We start from the raw sequence: 23,603 nt of genomic DNA, 5'->3' as shown, positions 1-23,603 counted from the left end.
CATGAAAGGCCACGACTCGCTCACGCTATTGCTCATCGAGGACAGCGCCGGCGACGCGCGCTACATCCAGGAACTGCTGCACGACGCCACGGAACTCGAGGTCCGTGCGAACGATGCGGGGAGACCGGACGACCCCGACAAGACCGTCACTGCCGACGACTGGGGTCCGACCCTGCAACACGAGACTCGGCTGCAGGACGGCCTCGACCGACTCGACGACGACCCGCCCGACGCGGTCCTCCTCGACCTCAACCTCCCCGACAGCAGGGGCCTCGAGACGGTAGATGGCGTCAGGGAATACGACGAGACCGTTCCCATCGTCGTGCTCACCGGCGTCCAGGACCGCGACGTCGGGATGGAGGCACTCAAGCGCGGCGCCGAGGAGTACCTCGTCAAGGGCGAGATCAACGCCAGCCTGCTCGTGCGCTCGGTCCATCACGCCATCGAGCGACGGGCCCAGGAGCGAGAACTCGAACAGCAACGCGACCGGCTGGCGACCCTGAACTCCCTGAACGAACTCGTCCACGAGATCTCCCACCTTGCCATCGGCTCGACAACCCGGGAGGAGGTCGAGTCCCTCGCCTGCGAACACCTCGCGGCGGCGGACCTCTACGACTCCGCCTGGTTCGCCGAGGCTGGCGGGACAGACGACGTGGTCACCGCCCGCGCCCAGGCTGGCATCGACCGTGCACCAGCCGAAACGCTGGCCGACGAGGCGGCACCCACCCGCGACGACGACCCGGTCCACCCGATATTCGAGGCCATCCGGAGCCGAAGCGTCTCTGTCGCACAGGACGTCCAGGGCGGGAACCCCTGGGAGGAGCGTGTCCGAGAGGCGGGCGTGCGGGCCGTCGCGGCCATCCCCGTCGTCCACGAGGAGACCGCCTACGGGGTGGTGGTCCTCCGGGCCAGCGCCTCCGACGCGTTCGATTCGAAAGAACGGCAGGTCATCGGTCGTCTCGGTGAGGTCCTCGGGCACGCCATCAACGCCATCAACCGGAAACAGGCGCTGCTGGGCGAGGAGGTCGTCGAACTCCAGGTACAGATTCCGAGCGTCCTCGACCAGATCGACGTGGCACTCCCACCCGGGGAGTCGATCACCATCGACCGGACCATCCCCCTCGGCGACGGCGAGTTCCTCCAGTACGGGACCGTCCCGGCCGACGGCGTCGAGGTGCTCCACGAGCTGGTCGACCGGTTCGACCACCACGAGGCGGTCGAGATCGACGACCCGAAGGCCGAGACCTCGCGCTTCGAGTTGCGCCTCAGCGAACCCCCGGTCATCTGGACCGTCGCCGAGATGGGCGGTCGCATCGCCCGGTTCACCATCGAAGACGGGCACTTCGACATCACCATCCACCTGCCACCGGGCTCGGATACCCGGCGCGTCCTCGACGTGTTCAAAGCGGAGTACCCGGACACGACCGTCGTCGCGAACAGGAAGACGACGCGAGACAGCGACCCGGCCCAGTCACTCTCGTCCGTCGTCTCCGACGAGTTGACCGAGAAACAGCGTGCCGCGCTCGAGGCCGCGTTCTTCTCCGGGTTCTTCGAATCGCCGCGCGAGAACTCCGGCGTCGACATCGCCGAGTCCCTCGACATCTCCCCCTCCACGTTCCATCACCACATCCGCGCCGGCGAACGCAAGTTACTCCGGACGCTCGTCGAACGCTCGTAGCGCATCCAAAATTTGGCATGCCCAGAATTAGGGGGAGCAGAGAGTACCACGGAGTAACAACTGTGGACCGGAAGCTCTCGAAGTTACGCGACAGTCTCGACCGGGTCCTCACCGGGTTCAACGAGACAGCCGACCCTCCCGACGCGAGCCCCGAACAACCAGCCCAGCCGCTCGAGGAACCGGCTGGAACCTCCGGGGTACGACACCAGGAGTTCTTCGATCGATTCGAGCCCGAGACCCTCGAGACGCCGAACGACGTCACGCAGGAACTCGGTCTGCTGCCCGAGCAGTTCGTCACCGAGTTGCTCCGTGCTCACGGCGGCAAGATGCGTCAGCAAGCGTTCTACGAGCACACGGCATGGTCGAGTTCCTCGCTCAGCCGACTCCTCAAACGGATGGAGCGCGAGGACTCGGTCGTCCGCATCAGGGCCGGCCGTGAGAAGGTCGTCTACCTGCCAGGGACCGTCCCTGACCACGTGGAGTGACTGCAACGGCGAGAAGTTGACTGTCGCGTGCCGGCCGGATTCGCGTACGACTGGTCAGACGTGTGAGTGCCTGTTCTTCCTGTACTGACGGTTCTCGACGCAAGTAGCGCGTCGGCTGCCAACGTGTGCTTCGCGAAGGCTGGGGTTCACACTGCCCGCCTGATTTTATATCGCGACATACGGTGTATACCTACTCCTCGCGGGCCTCGATGATCTCCTCGATGAGCGCGTCGGTGTCCGATGCCGCCACACGGAACACCGCGTCGTAGAACTCGCGCCCGGTCAGGCTCCGGACGTCGTGTTCGGTCCGGAGCTGGGCGTCGACCAGAGCCTGGGCGTCCTCCAGTCGCTCGATGGTCGGCTCGCGCACGTACACCGTCTTCTTCTTCGTCGCGTCGAAGGGGAACGCGGACGGGTCCGTCTCTTCTTCCTGCTCCTCGTCTTCACCCGTGGATTCAGCCTCGGATTCCGTATCCTCGGTCGTCGACGCCGAATCGGCCGTAGGCTCGGTTGATTCGGTCGATTCGGTCGACTGGGTCGGCTCCGAGTCGGCATCGGGAGCCACCTCGTCCGGTTCCTCGACCTCCTCCTCACCCTCGACGGCCTCGCTCAGGCCTGCGAACCGGTTGTCGTCAGGCATCTGCGACACCTCCGTCCTCGACGACACCGGCCAGTTCGTCCAGCCGCCCGAGCATGTCGTTCTCGGGGTCGTACTCCGCGAGGGGGAGCCCCTCGCGCCAGGAGCGCCGGAACGCGATGCGTTCGCGGATGCCCGGCCCCGGGGATTCGGGGTCGTCGAAGTGTGCAGACCGGCCGAACGTGGGGAGGAACTCGCCGAACTGGGACTCCTCCAGGTCGGTGATGATGCGCTTCTCCTCGTTGGTCCCGGACGTCGCGTTCGGGACGATGGCGAGGATGTCGAGGTCGATCTCCTGGCGGATGGGGACGATCTGCTGTTTGAACATGCGCTCGAACCCACTCACGCTCGGTTCGCTCATCCGGAGCGGGACGATGACGTGCTGGCTCGCGATGAGCGAGGCGTCCGAGAGCGGCCCGAGGTTCGGGGGCGAGTCGATGACGATGTAGTCGTACTCGTCACCGAGCAGTGGTTCGATTATCTTGTTCCGGATCCAGAGCTCGCCGAAGGTCGCACTCCGGATGGTGTTCTCGACCCCGTCGAGGTCCTCGTTCGCGGGCAACACGTCGAGGGTGTCCGTCGTCCGGATGATGTCACCCAGGGTGGCATCGCCATCGTCGACGAGGACGTCCCCGATGTGGGTCTCCGCGGTGTAGGCGTCTGCCAGTCCGACGCCTTCCGTCGCGTTCCCCTGCTGGTCGAGGTCGACGAGCAGGACGTCGTGCCCCCGGTTCGCGAGTCGCTCCGCGAGGTTGATGGCTATCGTCGTCTTCCCGACGCCGCCTTTCTGTAGGGCGACGCTTACCGCGCGTGGTGTGCTCATGGTCGTGGATGTGTACACTGTGTAGACGGTTCGCACCGCCTGCGGCGCGAGACGGCCCAGGACGCCGAAACGGTGTAGACGTTCTACACCGTGTGGGCCGTGCAGGCGGTGCGGGCGTTCCGCACGGTCAGTACCGTCTCCACCCGACGACTTAACGGTATCGCTGACAGTTCAGACAGTCTACGAGGTCCACGATGTGTAGACAGTGTAGACAGAGTCTCCGGCGAGGTAATCGCGGGTGTCCCCATCTGTAAGGGCGGGGAGAGCGTGTGGGAAGTGTGAACTGTCTAAACCGTGCACACCTTTCCGTTCAAATGGGACGACCGTGGGAGTTGGAACTCGGTGACTGTCGAAACTGTCCGGGCAGTGTACGAAGGGTATACAGTGTAGACGGTGTGACGGATCCCAGAACGGGTGAGCCGTCTCGACAGCGTGGGCCGCGGATACAGTCTGAGCGGCGCGGATTGTGTACAAAGTCTATACTGTGTACACATTTTGCACAGTTCGAGAGTTCCAGCCCCAGCTCACCGTCATCGAGGTCCAGGCATCGTGCACACTGCGTACTGTCGAGACTGTCAGCACAGTCCAGACATTGTACGACGTGTAAACTGCATCCACGATCTTCTGGTGCAATCTGAGTGCAAGGAGTAGAAAGTGGAGAAGAGACACTTACAGGAATGTTTAGACGGTCTACACATTTTAATATAGTAGCTACAGCCATAAAAGCCAGAATCTCCTGTTCAGACCCATTCTATTTCCAGACTTTGTAGACAGTTTAGACTGTGTGCTCTCGAATGATAGTTATTCAGGCGTTCATCCGCGGATTGGAAAGTGTGGGCTGTGTAGGCGGTGTAGACTGCCGAAACTGCCAGGGGCAGCTGTACATTCTACGCATCGCGTGCAGTTCAGACCGTACGGACTGCCCAGGAATTGCACACTGTGTAGACTGTGTGGACGTCCTGCACTTCTCCAACCTCGTGGACCGTAGTGACTGTCTCGACCGTCGAGACTGCTGAGGCGGTGCGCACTGTCGACCCAGTTCGGACTGTCTGTGCTGTTTACTGTGTCAACAGTATAGACATCCTACACAGTGTAGACAGTACACACATCGTGTCCTCAACCAGCTGGAGATCGACACAAACGCTGTCCAGACAGCCAAAACATCTGAAACCGTGTACACGGTGTAAACATTGTACACTGTATTCACAGTTGAGTAGTGAACCAGAAGAGAAAGAGCCGAGGGAAGTAGACACAGTCCCAGAGGTTCAGACCGTGCACAATTCGTGGACTTCGTACAATGTGTGCACATTCAGAACTTCCCGTGGGTGAAGATCCCAGAACGGTCGCCCTTCGGGCCTGATAGCGCCCGAGCCGCGCAGAATTCGAACAGTTCACACAGTGTAGAATGTTCGCACAGCCTACACAGCCAACAGTAGGGGGCGGCGACTCACTCGCGATCCACACGAGATTCGAGTTCTCGTTCGAGTTCGTCGGTGGTCGTCGAGAGCCCCTCGCTGACACGGACGGGATACGATTCAGATTGCTCGATTGCGCGGACGTTCTCGGGGAACCGCCGGACCGATTCGAGTGCCACATCCCGGCTCTCGTCGAGCGTCGGAAGGTCGGCGACGATGCGACCACCTTCGACCACGGGCTGGAGCAGTTCCTGTCCCGGCAGTTCTTCATCGCGCACGCCGAGGACGTCCTCGACAGGCGACCCATCACGGGTGACGCGACGAACGCTCTTCGCCCCGGGATACGTGACCTTCCCGGGGGAGAGTTTCATCGTGGGCGCCATCTCCCCGTCCTCCTCGACGGCGACGAGCTTGTACACGGCATCGAGCGACGACTGGTCCGCACTCGTGACGAGTTTCGTCCCTGGGCCGAAGCCCGCTGCAACCCCGCCACTGGTCAGGAAGTCGCGTATCTTGAACTCGTCCATCCCGGAGGAGACGAAGATATCGGCATCGCCCACGATGTCGGCGACCTCCTTCGAGAGCGCGACGAGGTCACCCGAGTCCAGTCGGACCCCGTCGAGGGGGACCCCGTGTTCTTCGGCGACCTCGACGGCGAGGCGTGCACCCGCGACCGTGTCGTAGGTATCGACGAGCAGGGTGCTCTCCTCGCCGTACTCGGCGACGAATGCCTCGAACGCCTCGCGTTCGGTCTGGAAGCTCTGCACCCACGAGTGCGCCATCGTCCCGAACACCGGGATGTCGAAGGCCTCACCCGCGGCGTCGTTCGAGGTACCCGTGAACCCACCGAGGTAGGCCGTTCTGGCGGCTTTCAGCCCCGCATCCGTCCCGTGCGCCCGACGGGAGCCGAAGTCGACCAGCGACTGGTCCTCGCCGAACCGGTCGACCACGTCGCGCATCCGCCGCGCCTTCGTGGCGACGAGGGTCTGGAAACTGACCTGGTTGATGAGCGCGGTCTCGAGGAGCTGCGCCTCGAAGATGGGCGCGGTGACCTCGAGCAGGGGCTCGTTCGGGAACACCGGCGTCCCCTCGGGGACGGCGCGAATCTCCCCCGAGAAGGAGAACTCGCGGAGACGCTCGAGGAAGTCCTCGGAGAAGCCCTCGGTCTCGAGGTGTGCGAGGGCACGCTCGCCGAACGCCAGGGTATCGACGTAGTGCAGCGCCTGTTCGAGGCCGGCCGCGATGGCGTACCCGCGCTGGTCGGGCAAGTCCCGGAAGAAGAGGCTGAACGTCGCCTCCGGGTCGTGGCCCTGCGAGTGGTACCCCTGCAGCATCGTCAGTTCGTACCGGTCCGTGAACAGGGGGAGGTTCTCGGGCGTGACGTACCCGAAATTCGTCGGCGGCATCGTACAGGAACTACTCAGGCCGGGCCTATAGCCTCAGCCCGGAGCCCTCAACGTCCCCGTGTGGACCCGCCCGGAACGGTAATCATCAAAGCCACGATGAAAGTTTAGTAGTTCGACACGATACGGACGATAGAGGTCGAGAAACACTGTCCGAACACCACGCCCGACCGGAGCCGCGATTCGACCCGACACGAGAGCCCATCGAGTTCGCGCCCCCACCGACGGAGACCATCGCACAGACGCCCTGGCCGGAGCCACAGCGCCGGAAGTGGAGGCGGCGCCTGCCCGCAGTCGACGAGACAGGCCCGGTATCTGCAGCGGTCTCGACCGTCCTCATCTCGGGACCGGTCGGGACCGGGAAGCGACGGCTCGCGAGGGCAGCCATCGGGACACTCCACGTCCCCTATCTGCACGTGACACCCGGGACGCTGGCGTCCGACCGCGACACGTCTGCGATCCTCGAGGACCTCTTCGAGGCGGCCAGTCGGGCACAGCCCTGTGCGTTGCTCCTCGACGGCCTCGACAGACTCACCAGCGCCGCCGAGCCGACGACGGCGCTGTCCATCGAACGCCGACTCGCGAGCATCGCCGAGGACCCGACGAGAGAGGTGTTCGTGTTCGCGACCGTCTCCCACCTCGACGAGCTCAACACCTCACTGCGACGACCCGGCGTGTTCGACCAGCTCTGGCCGGTCCACGCGCCGAATCTGGCCCACCGGTGCGCCATCGTCCGCGAGACGTTCGAGGCAGCTGGCACACACACTGGCTTCTCGGACGCAGTGGTCGAGGAGACGTTACGGGGGTTCGACCGCGTCTCCGCGGCCGACATCCGTGCTGTCGCCCGGCGAGCGATGCACCGTGCCCAGTCCCGCGAGGACGGTGACGGGGTCGTCCATCGAGAGGACCTCCAGCGGGCCGTGAACGGCCTGCGGGTCGAACTCGAACCAGCGTACCCGGCCGAGGAGCAGTCCTTCGCCATGGAGTACGCCGACTCGGCGTACACGCACGACGCCAACCTCCGCTTCCAGTACGACGACGAGGACGCGGAGGCGACCGTCTTCGACTTCGGGGGCGACGAGACCGACCCGTCCGAGCTCCAGGAGCGCCTGACCAAGCAGGTGTCGACCCCCGACGTCGGCTACGACGACGTGGGCGGGCTCGAGGAGGCGAAACGGGAACTCCGTGAGGCTATCGAGTGGCCCCGCAACCACCCGCACCTGTGCGACCAGATGGCCATCGACACCGCTCGCGGGGTCCTGTTGCACGGGCCACCCGGGAACGGCAAGACGTTGCTGGCGAAGGCCATCGCGAACGAGACCGACAGTAGCTTCCTCTCGGTGAAGGGCCCCGAGGTGATGGACAAGTGGGTCGGCGAGTCACAGAAGTTCGTCGCACAGGTGTTCGAGGTCGCCAGCGAGAACGCCCCCGCGGTGGTCTTCATCGACGAGATCGACTCCATCGCGACGCATCGCGGCGACCAGGGTGGCGACACCGTTACCGACCGCGTCGTGAACCAGCTCCTGCTCGAACTCGACGGGCTCGAGGGGCTCTCGGACGTGGTCGTCGTCGGGGCGACGAACCGACTGGACATGATCGACGAGGCGCTGTTGCGCCCGGGCCGGTTCGGCCTCCACCTGCACGTCCCGAAACCCGACGAGGCGACTCGCCGCGACATCTTCGCGGTCCATACCCGCGACCGACCGACGGCCGACGCGGTCACGCTGGACTGGCTCGTCGGCAACACGGACGACGACTTCTCGGGCGCCGACGTCGCAGCGGTCTGTGAGAGCGCGGCCAGGAACGCGATGCGGCGCCACCTCGACGGTGACGCCAACCAGTACACCCAGCACACCCCCAGAATCACGCGGGACGACTTCGCCACCGCCTTCGCGGACCGGGAGGACGAGACGGATTCGGTCGGCGCTGCCTTCCAGTAGGGCACGAGAGAGGCGGCCCTCTCTTCCCGACCTACTGCTCCCAGGCCCGTTCGACCGCAGTTTGCGCGTCCGAGACGGCTCCCGCGACGGCGAACGTCAGCGGGTCGTCGCCGACGCGCTCGACCACATCGTTCCCTTCGAGGTGAGCGAGGTGGGCGAACGCCTCCCCAGCGCCGAACTTGACGTGGTAGCCGCGCATCTCTCCGAAGAGGTCGGTCGCCACGTCCCAGGGCGTCAGCGGGCCGCGTTCCTCCTCGCTCACGAGCACGTCGAGGACCCGTACGCCGCGTTCTCTGTGGTGAGCGCGCAGTTCCGCGGTGCGCGCCGAGAGGTCGAACGCCCCGCCGTGGCCGGGGTGGGCCGTGTCGACCCGGGCATCCAATCGGGAGAGCGTCTCCCGATACGCCGCGAGTGGGTCGGACTGTCTGGTGTCGCCGCCGCCGACGTTGGGCGTCACGGTCCGGAGGACCGCGTCACCGACGAATCCCTCGTCGTCCAGAACGAAGGCCGCGTGGCCCGCGGTGTGGCCCGGCGAGTGGACCACCTCGACGCCCTCGACCGTCTCCCCGTCGGCGAGTTCGCGAACCGGGACGGTGTCGGGGAGAGGGGAGCGCGAATCGAACTCGACCAGTGGGTCGGTTCTGTCCTGCGGGACGCCCCACCGTGCCAGCGTCTCTGCGTCCCGGTCGAGTCTGCGCTGGCGGGCCGCGCGGTAGTCGCCGAGCAACGGCGCGTCGCGGTCGTGCATCGCGAGGGTCGCCTCGGCCTCGCTCGCCAGTCGTGGAGCTGCCCCGGTGTGGTCGGCGTGCCAGTGCGTGACCAGCACGTGCTCGACGTCGGTGAGTGCCAGCCCCGCGTCTTCGACGCCATCGCGGAGGCGTCGCCACGTCTCCTCCCCGGGCGGGCCGGGGTCGATGAGGACGCCACGGTCGGCCAGCAGGTAGGCGCTGTTGCCACCTTCGGGGCTCCCACTCGAGTCGGTCGACACCGGGATACGTCGCACGTCGGGCATTCGGTCGTACGTGGGGACGGTGGACCAAAACGTGTTCCGCCCAGAGAGGGACGTGAGATGAGACCATCCCACAGGCCACCACAAGGCCCTTCTGCCGACCCCGAAATCCACCGGACATGGACACACAACTCGAATCGGTCCTCGCCGCCGCGTTCCCGGACCGGACCGTCGACGAGGTCGGTGGGACGGGCCCCTCCTGGAACGAGCGGAACCGGACCGTCCACGTCGAGTTCGCGGACGCACCACCGGTGTTCGTGAAGTACGCGACCGACGGGAGCCCCACGCGAATCACCCGTGAACGGGCAGCCATGACCTACGTCGGGGCGAACACGGCGGTCCCCGTCGCGACGGTCGTGGCCAGTGACATCGACCACGAAGTACCATATCTGGCGACGCGACCGATGGCCGGCGAGAACTACCTCAAGGCGTGGATGGACGGCGACGAGGCAGCCCACGAGGCGCTTGTCCGGGACCTCGGCGAGACCCTCGCCCGCATCCACTCGCTCCGCTTCCACGAGCACGGACTCCTCTGCGGGGGCGACGAGACCACGCTCGACCTCGACGTCGACCCCTGGAGCGAGGTACTGGTCGCGACCATCGAGGACTCCCGTGACCTCGCCCCCTCCGACCGGTTCGACCACTACTTCGACGAGGTCATCGCGAAGGTCCGGGCGAACGCGGCCCTGCTGGACGACGCACCCGCCGCCCTGCTCCACGGTGACCCCGCGAAGCCGAACTGCTACTGCACCGAGTCCGGCCTCGGCATGCTCGACTGGGAGATCGCCCACGTCGGCGACCCGGCACGCGACCTCTACCGCGCCCGGGCACAGCAACTCGACTCGTTCTGGGTGGAGACGCCGGAAGACCTCGTCACGGCGCTCTACGACGGCTACCGCGAACAGGCGGGCGGTCTCCCGGACGGCTACCACGAGCGTGAGCCGATATACCGGGCGGTCTGGCTGCTCGGCACCGCCGGGTTCTACGAGAACATGTCCGAGTTCGCCGACGAACCAGCAGAGGAGTTCGCCGAGATGGTCGACGCGGAGATGCAGCGGCGGCTGGCCGACATCTGAGCCAGAATTCTCGAGCCCTGTCGGGGTCAGGCCGACGGGAGGTTCTCGCGCTCTGCGTCCTCCGCGGCCGCCCGGTGCGGGAAGCAGTCCTCGCAGAAGAACGCGTTCTTCAACTGGCGTGCCGTCTCGAAGGGGACCAGTTCGTACTCGCGCTGGTGCTCGACCGAGACGTTGTCCGCGTCGTGGATCTCCCAGTAGTCGTCGCGCGGTTCGAGGAACACGGGTTTGAGGGCATCGACGGTGCGCATGTCGCCGGAAGCTAGGTTCCCCAGCCGCAAGTCGTCGTCCTTGAGATTCCGACGAGCGTCGAGTTCAGGCTGGCGTACGCCCGGGTCAGTCCGAGTCACCCGGTCTGCGGGCGGTGAAGAACCCGATGATACCGATAACGAGGCCGACGTAGATGCCGAAGTAGGGAACTGGCATGATAGACCCACTGTCGGGTATCGAACCCAGCATCAACCCGTAGATGACGAGGTCGTGGACCATGACGAACCCGCTCGCGAGTATGATCGTGATACCGAGCAGTTGCGTTCGATTGGTGGGCACGTTCGCCGACTCGAAGTGTCCGTAAAAAGTACTTTCTGGTTCCGGACTCACGCGAACTCGACGCACTCGGAGACGCACTCCTCCTTCAGCGGGTCGCCGCCGAGCACCTGCTCGCGCCGCGAGCCACTCCGGAAGACGGTGACGCCTTTCACGCCGAGCTGGCGGGCCTGCTCGTAGATGGCCCGGACGTCGGCAGCCGTGGCCTCCTCGGGCAGGTTCACTGTCTTGCTGACCGCGTTGTCGGTGTGGCGCTGGAAGGCAGCCTGTATCTCGAGGTGACGGGTCGCCGGCACGTCGTGGGCGGTCTGGAAGAGCTCGCGAACGTCGGCTGGAACCGCCGCCACGTCCTGTATCGAGGTCCGCCCCCGCACCGCTTCGAGGAGGTCGTCGGTGTCGAGCCCACGCTCCCGCGTGCGCCTGACGAACTGGTCGTCGACGAGGTCCAGCCCGCCGAGGACGTGTTTCTCGTAGGCGACGGCGTAGATGGGTTCGATACCCGAGGTACAGCCAGCGATGAGGGAGATGGTCCCTGTCGGTGCGATGGCGGTCGTCGTGGCGTTGCGGACCGGCCGGTCCAGGGTCGACCGCGAGAAGTTGGGGAACTCGCCGCGCTCGTCGGCGAGAGTAGCCGAGGCATCCCAGGCGGCCTCCGAGACGAACTCCATCAGGTCCTCGGCCATCGTGACCGCCGCTTCCGAGTCGTACGGGACACCCAGGTCGACGAGCAGGTCGCTGAACCCCATGACGCCGAGGCCGATCTTCCGGTTCCGGGTGACGACCTCCGTGATCTGGGGGAGCGGGAACTCGCAGGCGTCGATGGTGTCGTCGAGGAACCGCACTCCGAGCCGGACCGTCCGTTCGAGGCGGTCCCAGTCCACGGCGCCGTCGTGTGTCATCCGCGCGAGGTTGACCGAGCCGAGCACGCACGCCTCGTAGGGCAGCAGTGGCGTCTCGCCACAGGGGTTCGTCGCCTCGATGCGCCCGAGTTCGGGGGTCGGGTTCGCCGCGTTGACCGTGTCGAGGAAGACCAGCCCGGGGTCGCCCGCGGCCCAGGCCGCCGTGGCGATGTCGTCGAGCAGGTCGCCCGGGTCGACACGCTCGACGGTCGCCCCGGTCCGGGGGTTCACGAGGTCGTACGGCTCGCCGGTCTCGATGGCGTCCCAGAAGCGCTGGTCCGTGCCGACGGAGAGGTTGAAGTTCCGGAGGCTGCCCTCCTCGGTCTTCGCGGTCACGAACTGCTCGACGTCGGGGTGCCACGACGCGAGGACGCCCATGTTCGCGCCGCGTCGACGCCCGCCCTGTTTCACCTGCTCGGTCGCCACGTCGAAGATGCGGACGAAGCTCACCGGGCCGCTGGCCACGCCACCGGTCTCTTGCACCACGTCGCCCTGCGGCCGGATGTTCGAGAACGAGAACCCGGTGCCGCCGCCGCTCTGGTGGATGAGCGCAGCGTCCTTGACCGCAGTGAAGATGGACTCCAGCGAGTCCTCGACCGGGAGGACGAAACAGGCCGCGAGCTGACCGCTTCCGGTGCCCGCGTTCATCAGGACCGGCGAGTTCGGCAAGAACTCGAGTGCGTCGAGCATGCCAGCGAACTCGTCGGCGACGACCGCAGGGTCGTTCCCGTACTGCGCCTCCACGCTCGCGATGCTGCTCGCGACGCGGTCGAGGAGTTCGCCGGGTGTCTCGACGACGCTGCCACGCGAATCGCGCCGGAGACACCGCTTCTCGAGGACGGTCCGGGCCACCGGGTCCGGGTCACTGAGTGTCGACACGGTCGTTCACACCTGAGAGAGGCGGTCCGGGTGGGTAACGGTGTCCCACACCGAGTTGAGGACAGGGGCCGGGGACCAGACTGCTCAGAGCCGGTCCTGCAGGTCGGCGACGACCGTCGAAACCTCCTCCAGCGACGCCAGTCCGGGTTCGAGGACGACCGCGACGTCGTGGTCCCGGCAGAACTCCAGCACCAGGTCGAGTCCCGGCTCTGCGTCGTGGCCGACGTTCGGCAGCCCGTCGTCGGCCGGGTGGTTCAGGTGGACCGCCCGGACCCGGTCGCCCCCGGTCGCGTAGAGTGTCGTCAGCACTGGCGCCCAGGGGTCGCTCGGCGGGACCGGCGACTCGGTTCCGGCCAGGTTATCCGTGACGAACTCGCGGAACCGGTCCGCGACATTCTCGGCACGTTCCGGCGAAACCCGGTCGAGGACCGCGTCGATAGCAGCCTCGTCCACCTCGACGTGGGTCCTGTCGGTGTCGACGTGGGCCGTGTCGACCAGCAGGTGCGTATCCGCGAGCCGGTCGACCGCACCGGTGAGGAGCGCGAGGAACGCGAGGTCCTCGGGGGCGTGGAAGTAGGACGAATCGGGCGTGTTCTCGATGGCCACCGGGAAACCGGTCAGCTCGGTGATGGTGGCGAGTCGGTCGACGTGCTCCCGATAGTCGAACCGCCGCACCGTGTGGGCCGTCAGCCACTCGGGGACGACCGCCTCGCCCAGTGCCCGGTGGGTGAACTCCGAGATGGTCCCGGTGTTGCCGGGCGCGACCACCATCCCGAACCGGCGGTCGGTCCCAGGCGGGAGGTGGATGCTCCGGATTTTAGTGGGGTCGACCCCCTGTTCGCGGCAGACCGCCGTCACGGACTGCTCGGTGAGCAGGGCGTCGACGTCCTCCCAGTCGAGTTTGAGTTCGACGCCATCGACCCGCGGGGCGACCGCACCGAGCGCGTCCGGGCTCGCGGAGACGGAGAGTGGCCGCGCTGTCATGACGAACAGAGAGACGGGTCGCTCCAATAAACGGCCGGGGTGGTGTGCTAGTTGGTGACGCGCTCGGAGTCCGGGATGACGACGGTGTGGCCGTCCACCTCGACCACCCGCGCCTCGACGCCGTACACCGCCGAGACGAGGTCGCTGGTGACGACCTCCGGCCCACCGACCTCCACGACCGCCCCGTCGGCGAGGAAGACCAGCGTGTCGGCGTACCGGACCGCCAGTTCGAGGTCGTGGAGCGCGAAGACGACGGCCAGCCCGTCGTCGGCCAGTGCCCGGACGTGGTCGAGCACGTCGAGCTGGTGGCGCAGGTCCAGACTGCTCGTCGGTTCGTCGAGGACGAGCCCGTCCGGTTCCTGCGCCAGCGCCCGGGCCAGCCGGACCTGCTGGCGCTGGCCGCCCGAGAGGTCCGCGAGCGAGCGCATCGCCAGGTCCGTGATGCCGACCTGGGCCAGCACGTCGCCGACGACCTCGCGGTCACGCTCGGTCGGCCGCCACGACGTGTGGGGCTTTCGGCCCGTGAGCACCGTCTCGAACACCGTCGACGGGAGTCCGCCCGACTCCGACTGTGGGACGTATCCCAGCCTGTTGGCGACGGCCCCCCGTTCCAGCGTCGTCACGTCGTCCTTGTCGACGGTGATGGTTCCCGAGAGCGGGTCCTGCAGACCGAGGACGGTCCGGAGGAGCGTCGACTTCCCGACCCCGTTCGGCCCGAGCAGGGCGACGCACTCGCCGCGGTCGATGGTGAACGAGGCGTCCGAGACGACCGGGTCGTCGTAGCCGACCGTGACCGACTCGAGGCGTATCACCAGTATTCCCTCCCGTTGACGATGAGGTACAGGAACAGTGGCACGCCGACGAAGGCGGTGACGATACCGACTGGGAGCACGACCGGCGCGATGATGGCCCGCGCCACGATGTCGGAGGCGAGCAAGAGAGCGCCACCGGCCACGCTGGAGGCCACGACGAGGAAGCGCTCGTCGCCGCCGATGACCCGCCGCACGATGTGCGGGACCACGAGGCCGACGAACCCGATGACGCCGAACAGCGAGACGACGACCGCGGTCACCAGCGAGGCGACGATCATCCCCACGAGCCGGACCCGGGTCACGTCGACCCCGAGCGACCTGGCGGTGTCGTCGCCCGCGTCGAGCACCTCGTAGGTCCACGCCCGGCGGACGAAGTAGATGCTCGCCGCGACGACGACCACCCAGAGCACGAGGTTGCCGTCCCACGTCGCCCCCGAGACCGTCCCGAACTTCCAGGCGATGAGGGCAGCGAGCTGGACGTTCGTCGCGAAGTACTCCAGCGCGGAGGTCCCGGCCGCGAAGAACGCCCCGAGCGCGATGCCGGTGAGCACCAGCGTCTCGGGCGTCGCGCGCTTGAGCCGCGCGACGAGGAGGATGGCGACCGTCGAGAGCAGGGCGCTGGCGAACGCGCTCGCGGTCGTCAGGTAGGGCACCCAGTCCAGCGGCGAACTGCTCGTCGCAGAGCCGGCGCCGAACACGACGATGGAGACGGCCGCGCCGAAGGCCGCTGCCTGCGAGATACCCAGCGTGTAGGGCGACGCGAGGGGGTTCCGCAGGAGGCTCTGAAGCACGGTCCCGGCGACCGCGAGGCCGAACCCCGCCCCGACAGCGGCGACGATTCGGGGCAGCCGGATGTTCCAGATGACGGTCGCGCCCCGACCACCGGTCTGCCCGAGCAGAATCTCGGGCAGCGACCGCAGTGGAATGGAGATGGGGCCGCTCAGGAGCGCGTACGTCGCGAGCACCAGCAACACCGCGACGATGCCCCCGACGACGAGGACCTTCTGGCGGACGTGGCGCTCGTAGGCGTCGACCGCGTCGCTCCCGACCGGGTGGTCCCCGGTCTCTGCGCCGCCCCGCCGCGTGTCCGTCGTGCCCGAAACCTCGGATTCCGTCACGGTCAGCGCATCGGGCCGTAGCCGCGGCCGTACGCGTCGACCACGCCCTCGTAGACGCCCTCGCCGACGAACTGCTCGTAGAGCTCGTTCGCCTTCGCGGCGGGGTCCACGTCGTAGGCGTCCGGGTTGGCGGACGCGCCGACGGCGTAGGCGTCGGCGATGACGGTCCCGAAGTTCGTCCCGTAGTCGCGGGTCGGCATCACTGCGTAGATGTCGTCGTTCGCGATGGCGGTGACGTCTTGGTACTCGGGGGCGTCGAGCGCCTCGTACGTCTCGGTGCCGAGGTCGACGAACAGCACCTCCGGGTTCCACTTGATGAGCGTCTCGGGGTCGATCTCGATGCGGGTAGCGCCCTTGCGGCCACCGCCACCACCACCGCCCCCTCCACCGCCGCCGCCACCTCCGCCGCCTCCGTCACCATCGCCACCACCGCCACCACCGCCACCATCGCCACTGCCGGTGGCATCAGCGGCCACGTTGGCGACGCCGCCGAAGGCGAACGGGACGTAGCCCGGCTGGGTGAACGTCAGGCCGTGCTTGCCGCGGCCGAGGTAGCCGACGTAGCCCTGCGGTTTCGAGTCGACCGAATCGGCGCGCGACTGCAGGTCGGCCAGCGTGTCCTCGACGTAGGTCCGGAGGTCGTCGACCCGGTCCTCGGTCCCGAGCACCGTCCCGAGCAGGTCGAGCGACCCGAAGAAGGAGTCCCGGAGGTCCGGGGTCAGCCCGCCCGGCCGGATGGAGACGACGGGCACGCCGAGCTGGTCCTGCATCGTGTTCGCGTCGGACTTGCTCGCGTAGCCCGCGATGACCACGTCGGGGTCCTGCTGGAGGACGCGTTCGAGGTCCGGACTCTTCCGGGTGCCGACGGTCGGCAACTCGGTGAGTTGCATGTTCGCCAGCGTGTAGGGCCGGAAGGGCCGGTCCGCATCGGAGGTCTCCAGTTGCTCGACGCCGACCACCCGGTCGACGCCGCCCGCGTAGACCACGAACCGGAGCGCGCCGGAACCGAGGCCGACCACCCGGTCGACCTCGCCCGGAATCGTCACCTCTCTGCCGGCGGCGTCGGTCACCGTCTGCTCGCCGGCCTTCCCCTCGTCGCCGTCGCCCGGCGTGTCGGTTCCCGTCCCGGTCTGCGTGTCCGTCGCGCCGTTCCCCGTCTCCGGCGCCTCGGAGGTCGTACTGCAGCCTGCCAGTGCGGTCGCCCCACCCACGGTCAGCGCGCCGAGGCCCCGGAGGACCCGCCGGCGCGAGCGTTGTTCCCTCATTGAAACAACGAGAGGCGCACAACGACTAAAAGGATTCGGCGTCGAGAGGGTCCAATGCGACTGCTCGTCGGTATCGACGACACGGACTCGCTCGACAGCGACCACGGCACCGGGCGGGTGAGCCGGATGCTGGGGGCACAACTGGCCGACGACCACGACCTCGACTGGATCGGGAGCGTCCGCCAGCAGTTCCTGGTGGACGACCGCGTCCCCTACACCACCCACAACAGCGCGGCGTGTCTGGTGTTCGAAGCCGAGGCGCCTCCCATCGACCGCATCATCGACGATGCCGGGCTGTTCCTGGCGGAGATCATGGCCGACGTGGCCGACCCCGGCCTCTGCGTCGCTCCTGCCCACGACGTGCCCGCCGAGGTGACCGACTGGGGCTACCGCGCACAGGAATCCGTGGTCGAGAAGGCCGAGGCGTACGAGGTGGCCGCGGCCGCCGACGTGTTCCTCGACGAGTACGGCGGCACCGGCGACGGCGTCATCGGCGCACTCGGGGCGGTCGGCCTGACCGCCGCCGGCGACGCCGGCCGGTTCATCGCCTTCGGGCCTATCCGCGAGTACGGCGAGCAAGTGTCGGTGAGCCGGCTCCGAGAGGACGGTATCAGGGTCGTGACCGAGGCGGGCGAAACGGTCGAAGACAGCGTGGTGAACACCCACGACTGGATCCGGCCACAGCTCCGAGGCGGCGAACCGACGCTACCGGTGGAACCCGAGGGAGACGAGGCTGGCGTGCTGAAGCCCGCGAACCTGGATTGACGGTTGGGTGAGCCACGAACAGCACACCAGCGTTCGCAAACACGCTATTCCCCGTCGGCTCTCGGGAGCAGCATCGACACGACGTTGCCTCGTGGGTCGTTCTCCTCGAACCGCAGTTCGCCCCCGAGAGACGTGAGACACCACTGCATCACCCAGAGACCAACCCCGGACCCGTGGTACGTGCTGTTAGTCTCGACCTCGTCGTCCAGAACCTCTATCTCGCTCGGTGGAATCGGTGGCCCGTTGTCCGCGATCCGTATCTCACCTGCTGCTTCCGCCTCATTCCTCTCGATGGTGATGGAGACGACCGGGGTCTCTTGGTCGTTGTGCTCGATGGCGTTCCGGAGACCCTGTTCGACGGCATAGGTGAGGCCTTCGTCGGCGACCACCAGAACTTCGGCGGCCCCCGCGACAGTGATGTCGATGTCGGTGTACTCCGGTTCGACCGTCTGGACGACGTCCTCGACGACCTGCCGAAGATCGAAGTGGCGTCGCTCGGTCACATCCGGGTTCGCAATCTCCTCGAGTTGCCGTACCGACTTGCTGAGCGTCCCTACCTCCCTCGTGATGTCGACGATGGTCTCGAGTTCGTCCTCCACCGACTCGTCCTCGATGGCTCCGCGGACGGTGTCAGCGTAGCCCATGAGGACGGTCATCCGGTTTCGGAGGTTGTGCCGCAGGATGCGGCTCAGAAGTCGCAACCGGCGCTCGCGGGCCCTGTACTCCGTGATATCTGTCACCTGTGCGATGACGTATGTCGCCGCGTCGATGGTTGTCCGGGTGAGATGTACCCGTAACCATCGCCGTTCCCCGTTATTCCGTTCGATACGCCACTCGAATACCTGCTGGTCACCGTCAGCAGCTCGCCGTATTCGACGCACTGCTTCGTCCTGTGAGAACCGCGTCGATGGTGCGGTGAAATCAGCGATAGTCATTGTCCGGAGTTCCGAACTCGAGTACCCGTAGAGGTCCTCGGTCCGCTCGTTGGCCCCCAAGATCACTCCCTGCCCGGGGTCATGAACGACGATACCGACATCCAGATCAGCCAGCAAGGGGGGCAATTCAACGGTGTCACGCATTGACCTAGTTAATATTTTCACATTACCTAAATGTTAGGTTCTCCTAAGTTCTCAGTACCTCATCAGGATTACCCAGACACCTGAAGGCGATTTGGAGCCACACATCGACCGAATCGTGCTGGTTCTAAAGTCAGAGCCACATCGTATTCGAAATTCAGGTCATTTTTCGAAATCTTATAAGCCAGCATCCTTATATGCATCATGTCCTATAATTACAGGAGATTGGAAGAATCAGATGACTATGTAATCGAGCCTCCCGGTGGCCGCCGCGTCATCGTCGAGAACTTCCCGAACGGGGTTCTCGTGCTGTTCGACGCGGACCTTCGGTACCGGCTGGTCGGACCCGAGACCCTCCCGTTCTCCGGGCGACGAGCCGCTGATATGGTTGGAGAGACCATCTACGAACTGTTTTCCGCGGAGACGTGTGGCGAACTCGAACCGGCGCTCGAAGCCACCATCGATGGCGAACAACGGTCGCTGGACGTCGAACACGAGGAACGGGTCCACCACGTCGAGACGAGACCGGTTCGCCTCGAGGGCGAGTCATACGGGATTCTGACAACCCAGGAGGTGACGGCGAAACGCGAGACCGAACGCCAGTTGAAGCGTCAGAACGAGCGTCTCGACCAGTTCGCCAGCCTCCTGACCCACGACCTGCGGAACCCGCTCTCGATGGCGATTGCGAGCCTGCAGGTGTATCAGGAGAACGGGGACGATTCGGCGCTGGCCGACGTGGAGTCAGCACTCGGACGCATCGACGAACTCACCGAGGACCTCCTCTCACTGGCCCGGGGAGAGGCCGCGGAGACCGAGTCCGAATCGGTGGACCTGGACGAGGTCGCACTCCAGGCCTGGGAGATGGTCGCCACCCGGTCGGCGGCACTAGTCACCGAGCCAGTCATCATCAGTGCACAGGAGAGTCAACTGTCAGCCCTCTTCGAGAACCTCTTCACGAACGCAGTCGGCCACGGCGGCGACGGCGTGACCGTGCGTGTCGGGGCACTCGAGCACGGGTTCTACGTGGAAGATACGGGGGTCGGAATCCCACCCGAGGAACGTGAGGCGGTATTCGACCATGGATTCACCACCAGTTACGAAGGGAGCGGGTTCGGGCTGACCATCGTCAGCCGGATCGCCGAGGTCCACGGCTGGACGGTGTCGCTCACCGAAAGCAAGGAGGGCGGTGCCCGGTTCGAGTTCCACGACGCCGCCGAAGAAAGATAGCTGTCCGTTCGGGGTCCTACTCGTCCGACAGCCGCCCGGGGCGCCACTCGCCCTCGAACTCGCGATGGGTGAACGGTATCGCGTCCTCGCCGGCGTAGTCGCCGACGACGTGGCCGTCGCCTTCGAGGTGGTACTTGTAGGTCGTCAGCCCCTCGAGGCCGACCGGGCCGCGGGCGTGGGTCTTGCCGGTGCTGATGCCGACCTCGGCGCCCAGGCCGTAGCGGTAGCCGTCGGCGAACCGGGTGGAGGCGTTGTGGAAGACGCTCGCGGAGTCGAGGCTACGCATGAACCGGGCAGCGCGCTCGTGGTCCTCGGTGACGATGGACTCGGTGTGCTTCGAGCTGTAGGTCGTGATGTGGTCGATGGCGTCCGAGAGCGAGTCGACGACGCGGATGGAGAGGATGAGGTCGCCGTACTCGGTCGACCAGTCCTCCTCGGATGCCTCCTCGACGTCGATGACCTCACGGGTTCGCGCGTCCCCGCGCAGTTCGACGCCGGCGTCCTCGTAGCGCTCGGCCACGTCGACGAGGAAGTCCGCGGCCACGTCCTCGTGGACGAGCAGCGTCTCGACCGCGTTGCAGACCGCCGGGTACTGGCACTTCGCGTCGTAGGCGATGTCGCTGGCCATGTCGAGGTCGGCCGCGCTGTCGACGTAGACGTGACAGACGCCCTCTGTGTGGCCGAGGACGGGGATGGAGGTGTTGTCCTGGATGTACTCGACGAACGCGGAACTCCCGCGGGGCATCAGCAGGTCGATGTACTCGTCCATCTCCAGCATCCGGTCGACGTCCTCGCGGGCCTCGATGAGCTGTGCCCAGCCGCCGGGGACGTCGCTCGTCGCCTCGCGGATGATCTCGTAGAGGACGCGGTTCGAGTTCGCGGCCTCGCTACCGCCCTTGAGCATGACCGCGTTGCCGGACTTCAGGCTGAGCGCGGCGATCTGGACGAGGGCGTCCGGCCGGGACTCGAAGACGGTCCCGATGACGCCGATGGGCACCGAGACCTTGTAGAGTTCGAGCCCGTCGTCGAGTTCGCGGGCCGAGAGCGTCTCCCCGAGCGGGTCGTCCTGCCCGGCGACGCTCCGGACCATCTCGACGATGCTGTCGAGCTTCGACGGCGAGAGCTTCAGGCGGTCGACGAGCGCCTGGGTGTACTCGCCCTGTTCGAGCAGTTCCTCTGCCTCGACGACGTCCGTCTCGTTCGCCTCGAGGATGCGTTCGTAGTTCGCCTCGATGGCGTCGGCGACGTTCCGGAGTGCCTCGTTCCGGGTCTCCTCGGACAGTTTCGCCAGTTCGAGCGATGCGGTCTGTGCCTCTCTGACCTGTGCGAGTGTGTCGTTCTCAGTCATCGTGGTCACCGTTGATGGGGAGGAAGATGGTCCCGACCGACTCGGCGTTGGCGATGCGTTCCAGGACGCCGGGCTCGGTCGACTCCGCGATGATGGCGGGGATGCCGTGTTCGCTCACGTCGCGTGCGCCCTCGACCTTGGTCCGGATGCCACCGAACCCGTCGGTCGCACTCTTCGCGATGATGTCCTGCACCACGTCGTAGTTCTCGCCGACGGCCGGAATACGTTCCGCCTCGGGGTCGTGCTTCGGGTTGCCGGTGTAGACGCCGGGCACGTCGGTCAGGGTCACCAGCAGGTCGACGCCGACGCCGATGGCGACCGAGGCCGCGATCATGTCGTTGTCGCCGATCTGGATCTCCTCGGTGGCGACTGCGTCGTTCTCGTTGATGATGGGCACGATACCCCAGTCCAGCAGTTTCTCGACGGTGTTCCGGAAGTTCGTGAAGCGCTCTGGGTTGTCGAGGTCCTGCTGGGTGAGCAGTATCTGGGCGACCTTGATGTCGTAGCGCTCGAAGCTCTCGGTGTAGCGGTGCATCAGGTGACTCTGCCCGACCGTCGAGAGCGCCTGCGATTCCTCGACCGTGCTGGTCGTGTGACCGACCCGGCCGGCGCCGGCGCCGATGGCACCCGAGGAGACCAGCAGGACCTCCTTGCCGCGTTCGCGGAGGTCGTTGATGTCGTCGACGAGCTTGTCGAGCTTCGCGTCGTCGAGGTTGGAGTCCTCGTCGGTCAGCGAGTTCGTCCCGGCCTTGACGACGACGCGGTTCGCGCCGGCCGCCTGCGTCCGGACCGCCGAGACGACGTCGTCGTCGACCACGCTGCTGTCGACGACCTCAGTCATCTCTGAACTCCTCCGCGAGTTCCACCGACCGCACGCGTGCTGCCTCGACGGCGTCCATCATCGCGGTGTCCGCGTCGCTCGCCCGGAGGACCTTCATGCCCTCGATGGTCGTGCCGTTGGGCGAACAGACCGCGTCGATGAGTTCGTCCACGCTGCGGTCGTCGGCGAGGACGATGTCGGCCGCACCCCTGAACGTCTGTGCGGCGAGCAACTCCGCCTGCTCCGGGGTGAGACCGCTCTCGATACCGGCGTCCTTCATCGCCTCGAGGAGATAGAAGACGAACGCCGGGCCGCTCCCGTTGACCGCGGTCGCGATATCCATCAGGGACTCCTCGACCTCGACGTAGATGCCGACGGCCGAGAGCATGTCCCGGACCTCGTCGGTGAGGCCCTCGGCCACGGCCGCCGCGGCCATGCTGCCGTAGGCGGCCGCGATGTTCGGCATCACCCGGACGACGGTCGCCTCGGTGCGGGCGCGGACGTACTCACGGCGGACGCCGGCCGCGAAGGTGACGAGCGTCTGGTCCGGCGAGAGGTCGATGGACTCCAGCACCGGGCCGACGATGTCTGGTTTGACGGCGACGACGACGATGTCGGCGCCTTTCGTCGCCGCTGCCGGGTCGTCGGTCGTCTCGTCGGAGAACTCCGCGACGCGGTCGCGCGCGTCGGGGTCGAGGTCGCAGGCCGTCACGGAATACCCGCCGGCCGTCGAGAGGCCCTCTATCAGGGCGCTCCCCATGTTTCCACAGCCGATAACGCTCACGTAGACCATTCTATGCATCCTATAGGTCGCTCATCGCGGATAGACACTATGGTTCTTGCAGGATTTGGGAGGGCCGGAAGGCGGCCGGGGCTCCTGTCACTCGGCCGTCTCTTCGCCCGCGGTCTCCTCGTCCGATTTCGCGCGTTCGGACCGGAACAACTCCACGAGGACGAGCATGAGCACGAACTGGACCGCCTTGTCGAACACGCCGAGGGTGTCGTAGACCTCCGGCCAGCGCAGCACGAAGTAGAGCACGAACTGGAGGCCGGTGTAGAAGATGCCGACGATGTAGAGCGGGAGTCGTGGGAAGTCGAGGAAGAACAGCACGATGGCGCCGAGGAACCCCAGCCCGGCGAGCAGGAACAGGATGCCGAGGACCCCCTCGTTGAAGTCCTCGACGCCCTCGTACAGGTGGACCAGCGCGGTGACGAGGACGAGCAGGACGGCGACGGACTCCAGCGTGCTCATCGACCGGTACCGACCGACGAGACGTGTACTGACACTTGCCATGGGGAGAGATACGCGACGATGAGCGAAAAGCCCGTAGACCCCCCAGAGCAGCGGAGATTCCGGCCCGAGACGACGTGAAATCGACGCCCGGCCACCTGCCCGGCAGG

Annotated in this window: 22 protein-coding genes; 6 read left to right on the top strand and 16 right to left on the bottom strand. The window is 66.3% G+C overall.

Annotated elements, in window-relative coordinates:
* The first annotated feature begins 1 nt into the window (after position 1).
* Both NOV86_RS18195 and NOV86_RS18190 read left to right on the top strand, forming a co-directional pair.
* A complete protein-coding gene (locus NOV86_RS18195; protein ID WP_267643192.1) occupies positions 2-1,678 on the top strand; it encodes a bacterio-opsin activator domain-containing protein in 1,677 nt (558 codons plus the stop codon).
* A gap of 62 nt (positions 1,679-1,740) precedes the next feature.
* Positions 1,741-2,163: a helix-turn-helix transcriptional regulator gene (locus tag NOV86_RS18190; RefSeq protein ID WP_267643191.1), complete on the top strand. Its 423-nt coding sequence runs from the start codon at positions 1,741-1,743 to the stop codon at positions 2,161-2,163.
* Positions 2,164-2,353: 190 nt separating this feature from the next.
* On the opposite strand, the gene NOV86_RS18185 is transcribed toward NOV86_RS18190, so the two are convergent.
* From NOV86_RS18185 to NOV86_RS18175, 3 genes are all read right to left on the bottom strand, one after another.
* The gene (locus NOV86_RS18185) at positions 2,354-2,803 is read right to left on the bottom strand and encodes a DUF7970 domain-containing protein (RefSeq protein ID WP_267643190.1); all 450 of its coding nucleotides are present in this window, start codon (positions 2,801-2,803) and stop codon (positions 2,354-2,356) included.
* Positions 2,796-3,623, bottom strand: coding sequence for a ParA family protein (locus NOV86_RS18180; RefSeq protein WP_267643189.1), 828 nt, complete (start codon positions 3,621-3,623; stop codon positions 2,796-2,798). Before NOV86_RS18180 ends, NOV86_RS18185 begins: the two co-directional genes overlap by 8 nt.
* A 1,447-nt stretch (positions 3,624-5,070) precedes the next feature.
* Positions 5,071-6,444: a nicotinate phosphoribosyltransferase gene (locus NOV86_RS18175; protein WP_267643188.1), complete on the bottom strand. Its 1,374-nt coding sequence runs from the start codon at positions 6,442-6,444 to the stop codon at positions 5,071-5,073.
* A gap of 146 nt (positions 6,445-6,590) precedes the next feature.
* Between NOV86_RS18175 and NOV86_RS18170 the strand changes: the two genes are divergently transcribed.
* Positions 6,591-8,381 (top strand): AAA family ATPase, encoded by a 1,791-nt coding sequence (locus tag NOV86_RS18170; RefSeq protein WP_368408797.1) that lies wholly within the window; start codon positions 6,591-6,593, stop codon positions 8,379-8,381.
* A 31-nt stretch (positions 8,382-8,412) separates the two neighbouring features.
* On the opposite strand, the gene NOV86_RS18165 is transcribed toward NOV86_RS18170, so the two are convergent.
* Entirely contained in the window at positions 8,413-9,393 is a 981-nt protein-coding gene (locus NOV86_RS18165; RefSeq protein ID WP_267643187.1) for an MBL fold metallo-hydrolase, read from the bottom strand.
* Positions 9,394-9,509: 116 nt separating this feature from the next.
* Here NOV86_RS18165 and NOV86_RS18160 point away from each other — a divergent pair, with 116 nt between their 5' ends.
* Positions 9,510-10,466, top strand: a complete 957-nt coding sequence (locus NOV86_RS18160; protein ID WP_267643186.1) for a phosphotransferase family protein — start codon at positions 9,510-9,512, stop codon at positions 10,464-10,466.
* A gap of 26 nt (positions 10,467-10,492) precedes the next feature.
* Here the strand turns inward: NOV86_RS18160 and NOV86_RS18155 are convergent, their stop codons facing one another.
* From NOV86_RS18155 to NOV86_RS18125, 7 genes are all read right to left on the bottom strand, one after another.
* A complete protein-coding gene (locus NOV86_RS18155) occupies positions 10,493-10,714 on the bottom strand; it encodes a hypothetical protein (RefSeq protein ID WP_267643185.1) in 222 nt (73 codons plus the stop codon).
* 85 nt (positions 10,715-10,799) lie between these two features.
* Complete coding sequence (locus NOV86_RS18150) at positions 10,800-11,012, bottom strand: hypothetical protein (RefSeq protein ID WP_267643184.1); 213 nt, start codon at positions 11,010-11,012, stop codon at positions 10,800-10,802.
* A gap of 47 nt (positions 11,013-11,059) precedes the next feature.
* On the bottom strand, positions 11,060-12,787 hold the full coding sequence (locus tag NOV86_RS18145; protein ID WP_267643183.1) for an adenosylcobalamin-dependent ribonucleoside-diphosphate reductase: 1,728 nt from the start codon (positions 12,785-12,787) through the stop codon (positions 11,060-11,062).
* 84 nt (positions 12,788-12,871) lie between these two features.
* Positions 12,872-13,771, bottom strand: a complete 900-nt coding sequence (locus tag NOV86_RS18140) for a hypothetical protein (RefSeq protein WP_267643182.1) — start codon at positions 13,769-13,771, stop codon at positions 12,872-12,874.
* Positions 13,772-13,818: 47 nt separating this feature from the next.
* Positions 13,819-14,583 (bottom strand): ABC transporter ATP-binding protein, encoded by a 765-nt coding sequence (locus NOV86_RS18135; RefSeq protein WP_267643181.1) that lies wholly within the window; start codon positions 14,581-14,583, stop codon positions 13,819-13,821.
* Positions 14,580-15,701 (bottom strand): FecCD family ABC transporter permease, encoded by a 1,122-nt coding sequence (locus tag NOV86_RS18130; RefSeq protein WP_267643180.1) that lies wholly within the window; start codon positions 15,699-15,701, stop codon positions 14,580-14,582. Before NOV86_RS18130 ends, NOV86_RS18135 begins: the two co-directional genes overlap by 4 nt.
* Positions 15,702-15,703: 2 nt before the next feature.
* The gene (locus tag NOV86_RS18125) at positions 15,704-16,966 is read right to left on the bottom strand and encodes an ABC transporter substrate-binding protein (protein WP_267643179.1); all 1,263 of its coding nucleotides are present in this window, start codon (positions 16,964-16,966) and stop codon (positions 15,704-15,706) included.
* A 54-nt stretch (positions 16,967-17,020) separates the two neighbouring features.
* On the opposite strand from NOV86_RS18125, the gene NOV86_RS18120 reads away from it, so the two are divergent.
* The gene (locus NOV86_RS18120; protein WP_267643178.1) at positions 17,021-17,731 is read left to right on the top strand and encodes a hypothetical protein; all 711 of its coding nucleotides are present in this window, start codon (positions 17,021-17,023) and stop codon (positions 17,729-17,731) included.
* 44 nt (positions 17,732-17,775) lie between these two features.
* Here the strand turns inward: NOV86_RS18120 and NOV86_RS18115 are convergent, their stop codons facing one another.
* Complete coding sequence (locus NOV86_RS18115; RefSeq protein ID WP_267643177.1) at positions 17,776-18,810, bottom strand: PAS domain-containing sensor histidine kinase; 1,035 nt, start codon at positions 18,808-18,810, stop codon at positions 17,776-17,778.
* Positions 18,811-19,032: 222 nt separating this feature from the next.
* On the opposite strand from NOV86_RS18115, the gene NOV86_RS18110 reads away from it, so the two are divergent.
* Positions 19,033-20,034, top strand: coding sequence for a sensor histidine kinase (locus NOV86_RS18110; protein ID WP_267643176.1), 1,002 nt, complete (start codon positions 19,033-19,035; stop codon positions 20,032-20,034).
* A gap of 16 nt (positions 20,035-20,050) precedes the next feature.
* On the opposite strand, the gene NOV86_RS18105 is transcribed toward NOV86_RS18110, so the two are convergent.
* From NOV86_RS18105 to NOV86_RS18090, 4 genes are all read right to left on the bottom strand, one after another.
* Positions 20,051-21,382: a glutamate-5-semialdehyde dehydrogenase gene (locus NOV86_RS18105; protein WP_267643175.1), complete on the bottom strand. Its 1,332-nt coding sequence runs from the start codon at positions 21,380-21,382 to the stop codon at positions 20,051-20,053.
* Positions 21,375-22,223 (bottom strand): glutamate 5-kinase, encoded by an 849-nt coding sequence (gene proB / locus NOV86_RS18100; RefSeq protein ID WP_267643174.1) that lies wholly within the window; start codon positions 22,221-22,223, stop codon positions 21,375-21,377. The genes NOV86_RS18105 and proB overlap by 8 nt, the downstream gene beginning before the upstream one ends.
* Positions 22,216-22,995 (bottom strand): pyrroline-5-carboxylate reductase, encoded by a 780-nt coding sequence (gene proC, locus NOV86_RS18095; RefSeq protein WP_267643173.1) that lies wholly within the window; start codon positions 22,993-22,995, stop codon positions 22,216-22,218. Before proC ends, proB begins: the two co-directional genes overlap by 8 nt.
* 87 nt (positions 22,996-23,082) lie before the next feature.
* A complete protein-coding gene (locus NOV86_RS18090; protein ID WP_267643172.1) occupies positions 23,083-23,496 on the bottom strand; it encodes a DUF7475 family protein in 414 nt (137 codons plus the stop codon).
* Positions 23,497-23,603: the final 107 nt, after the last annotated feature.

The sequence above is a fragment of the Haloarchaeobius amylolyticus genome (assembly GCF_026616195.1).
In the GTDB taxonomy this organism is placed as follows: Archaea; Halobacteriota; Halobacteria; order Halobacteriales; family Natrialbaceae; genus Haloarchaeobius; species Haloarchaeobius amylolyticus.
This window is presented reverse-complemented; position numbering and strand designations above follow the sequence as displayed.

Coding starts and splice junctions, on each gene's coding strand:
- NOV86_RS18195 (WP_267643192.1), top strand. CDS start 2: ATGAAAGGCCACGACTCGCTCACGCTATTGCTCATCGAGGACAGCGCC.
- NOV86_RS18180 (WP_267643189.1), bottom strand. CDS start 3,623: ATGAGCACACCACGCGCGGTAAGCGTCGCCCTACAGAAAGGCGGCGTC.
- NOV86_RS18185 (WP_267643190.1), bottom strand. CDS start 2,803: ATGCCTGACGACAACCGGTTCGCAGGCCTGAGCGAGGCCGTCGAGGGT.
- NOV86_RS18175 (WP_267643188.1), bottom strand. CDS start 6,444: ATGCCGCCGACGAATTTCGGGTACGTCACGCCCGAGAACCTCCCCCTG.
- proC (WP_267643173.1), bottom strand. CDS start 22,995: ATGGTCTACGTGAGCGTTATCGGCTGTGGAAACATGGGGAGCGCCCTG.
- NOV86_RS18155 (WP_267643185.1), bottom strand. CDS start 10,714: ATGCGCACCGTCGATGCCCTCAAACCCGTGTTCCTCGAACCGCGCGAC.
- NOV86_RS18115 (WP_267643177.1), bottom strand. CDS start 18,810: ATGCGTGACACCGTTGAATTGCCCCCCTTGCTGGCTGATCTGGATGTC.
- NOV86_RS18125 (WP_267643179.1), bottom strand. CDS start 16,966: ATGAGGGAACAACGCTCGCGCCGGCGGGTCCTCCGGGGCCTCGGCGCG.
- NOV86_RS18140 (WP_267643182.1), bottom strand. CDS start 13,771: ATGACAGCGCGGCCACTCTCCGTCTCCGCGAGCCCGGACGCGCTCGGT.
- NOV86_RS18165 (WP_267643187.1), bottom strand. CDS start 9,393: ATGCCCGACGTGCGACGTATCCCGGTGTCGACCGACTCGAGTGGGAGC.
- NOV86_RS18120 (WP_267643178.1), top strand. CDS start 17,021: ATGCGACTGCTCGTCGGTATCGACGACACGGACTCGCTCGACAGCGAC.
- NOV86_RS18105 (WP_267643175.1), bottom strand. CDS start 21,382: ATGACTGAGAACGACACACTCGCACAGGTCAGAGAGGCACAGACCGCA.
- NOV86_RS18090 (WP_267643172.1), bottom strand. CDS start 23,496: ATGGCAAGTGTCAGTACACGTCTCGTCGGTCGGTACCGGTCGATGAGC.
- NOV86_RS18160 (WP_267643186.1), top strand. CDS start 9,510: ATGGACACACAACTCGAATCGGTCCTCGCCGCCGCGTTCCCGGACCGG.
- proB (WP_267643174.1), bottom strand. CDS start 22,223: ATGACTGAGGTCGTCGACAGCAGCGTGGTCGACGACGACGTCGTCTCG.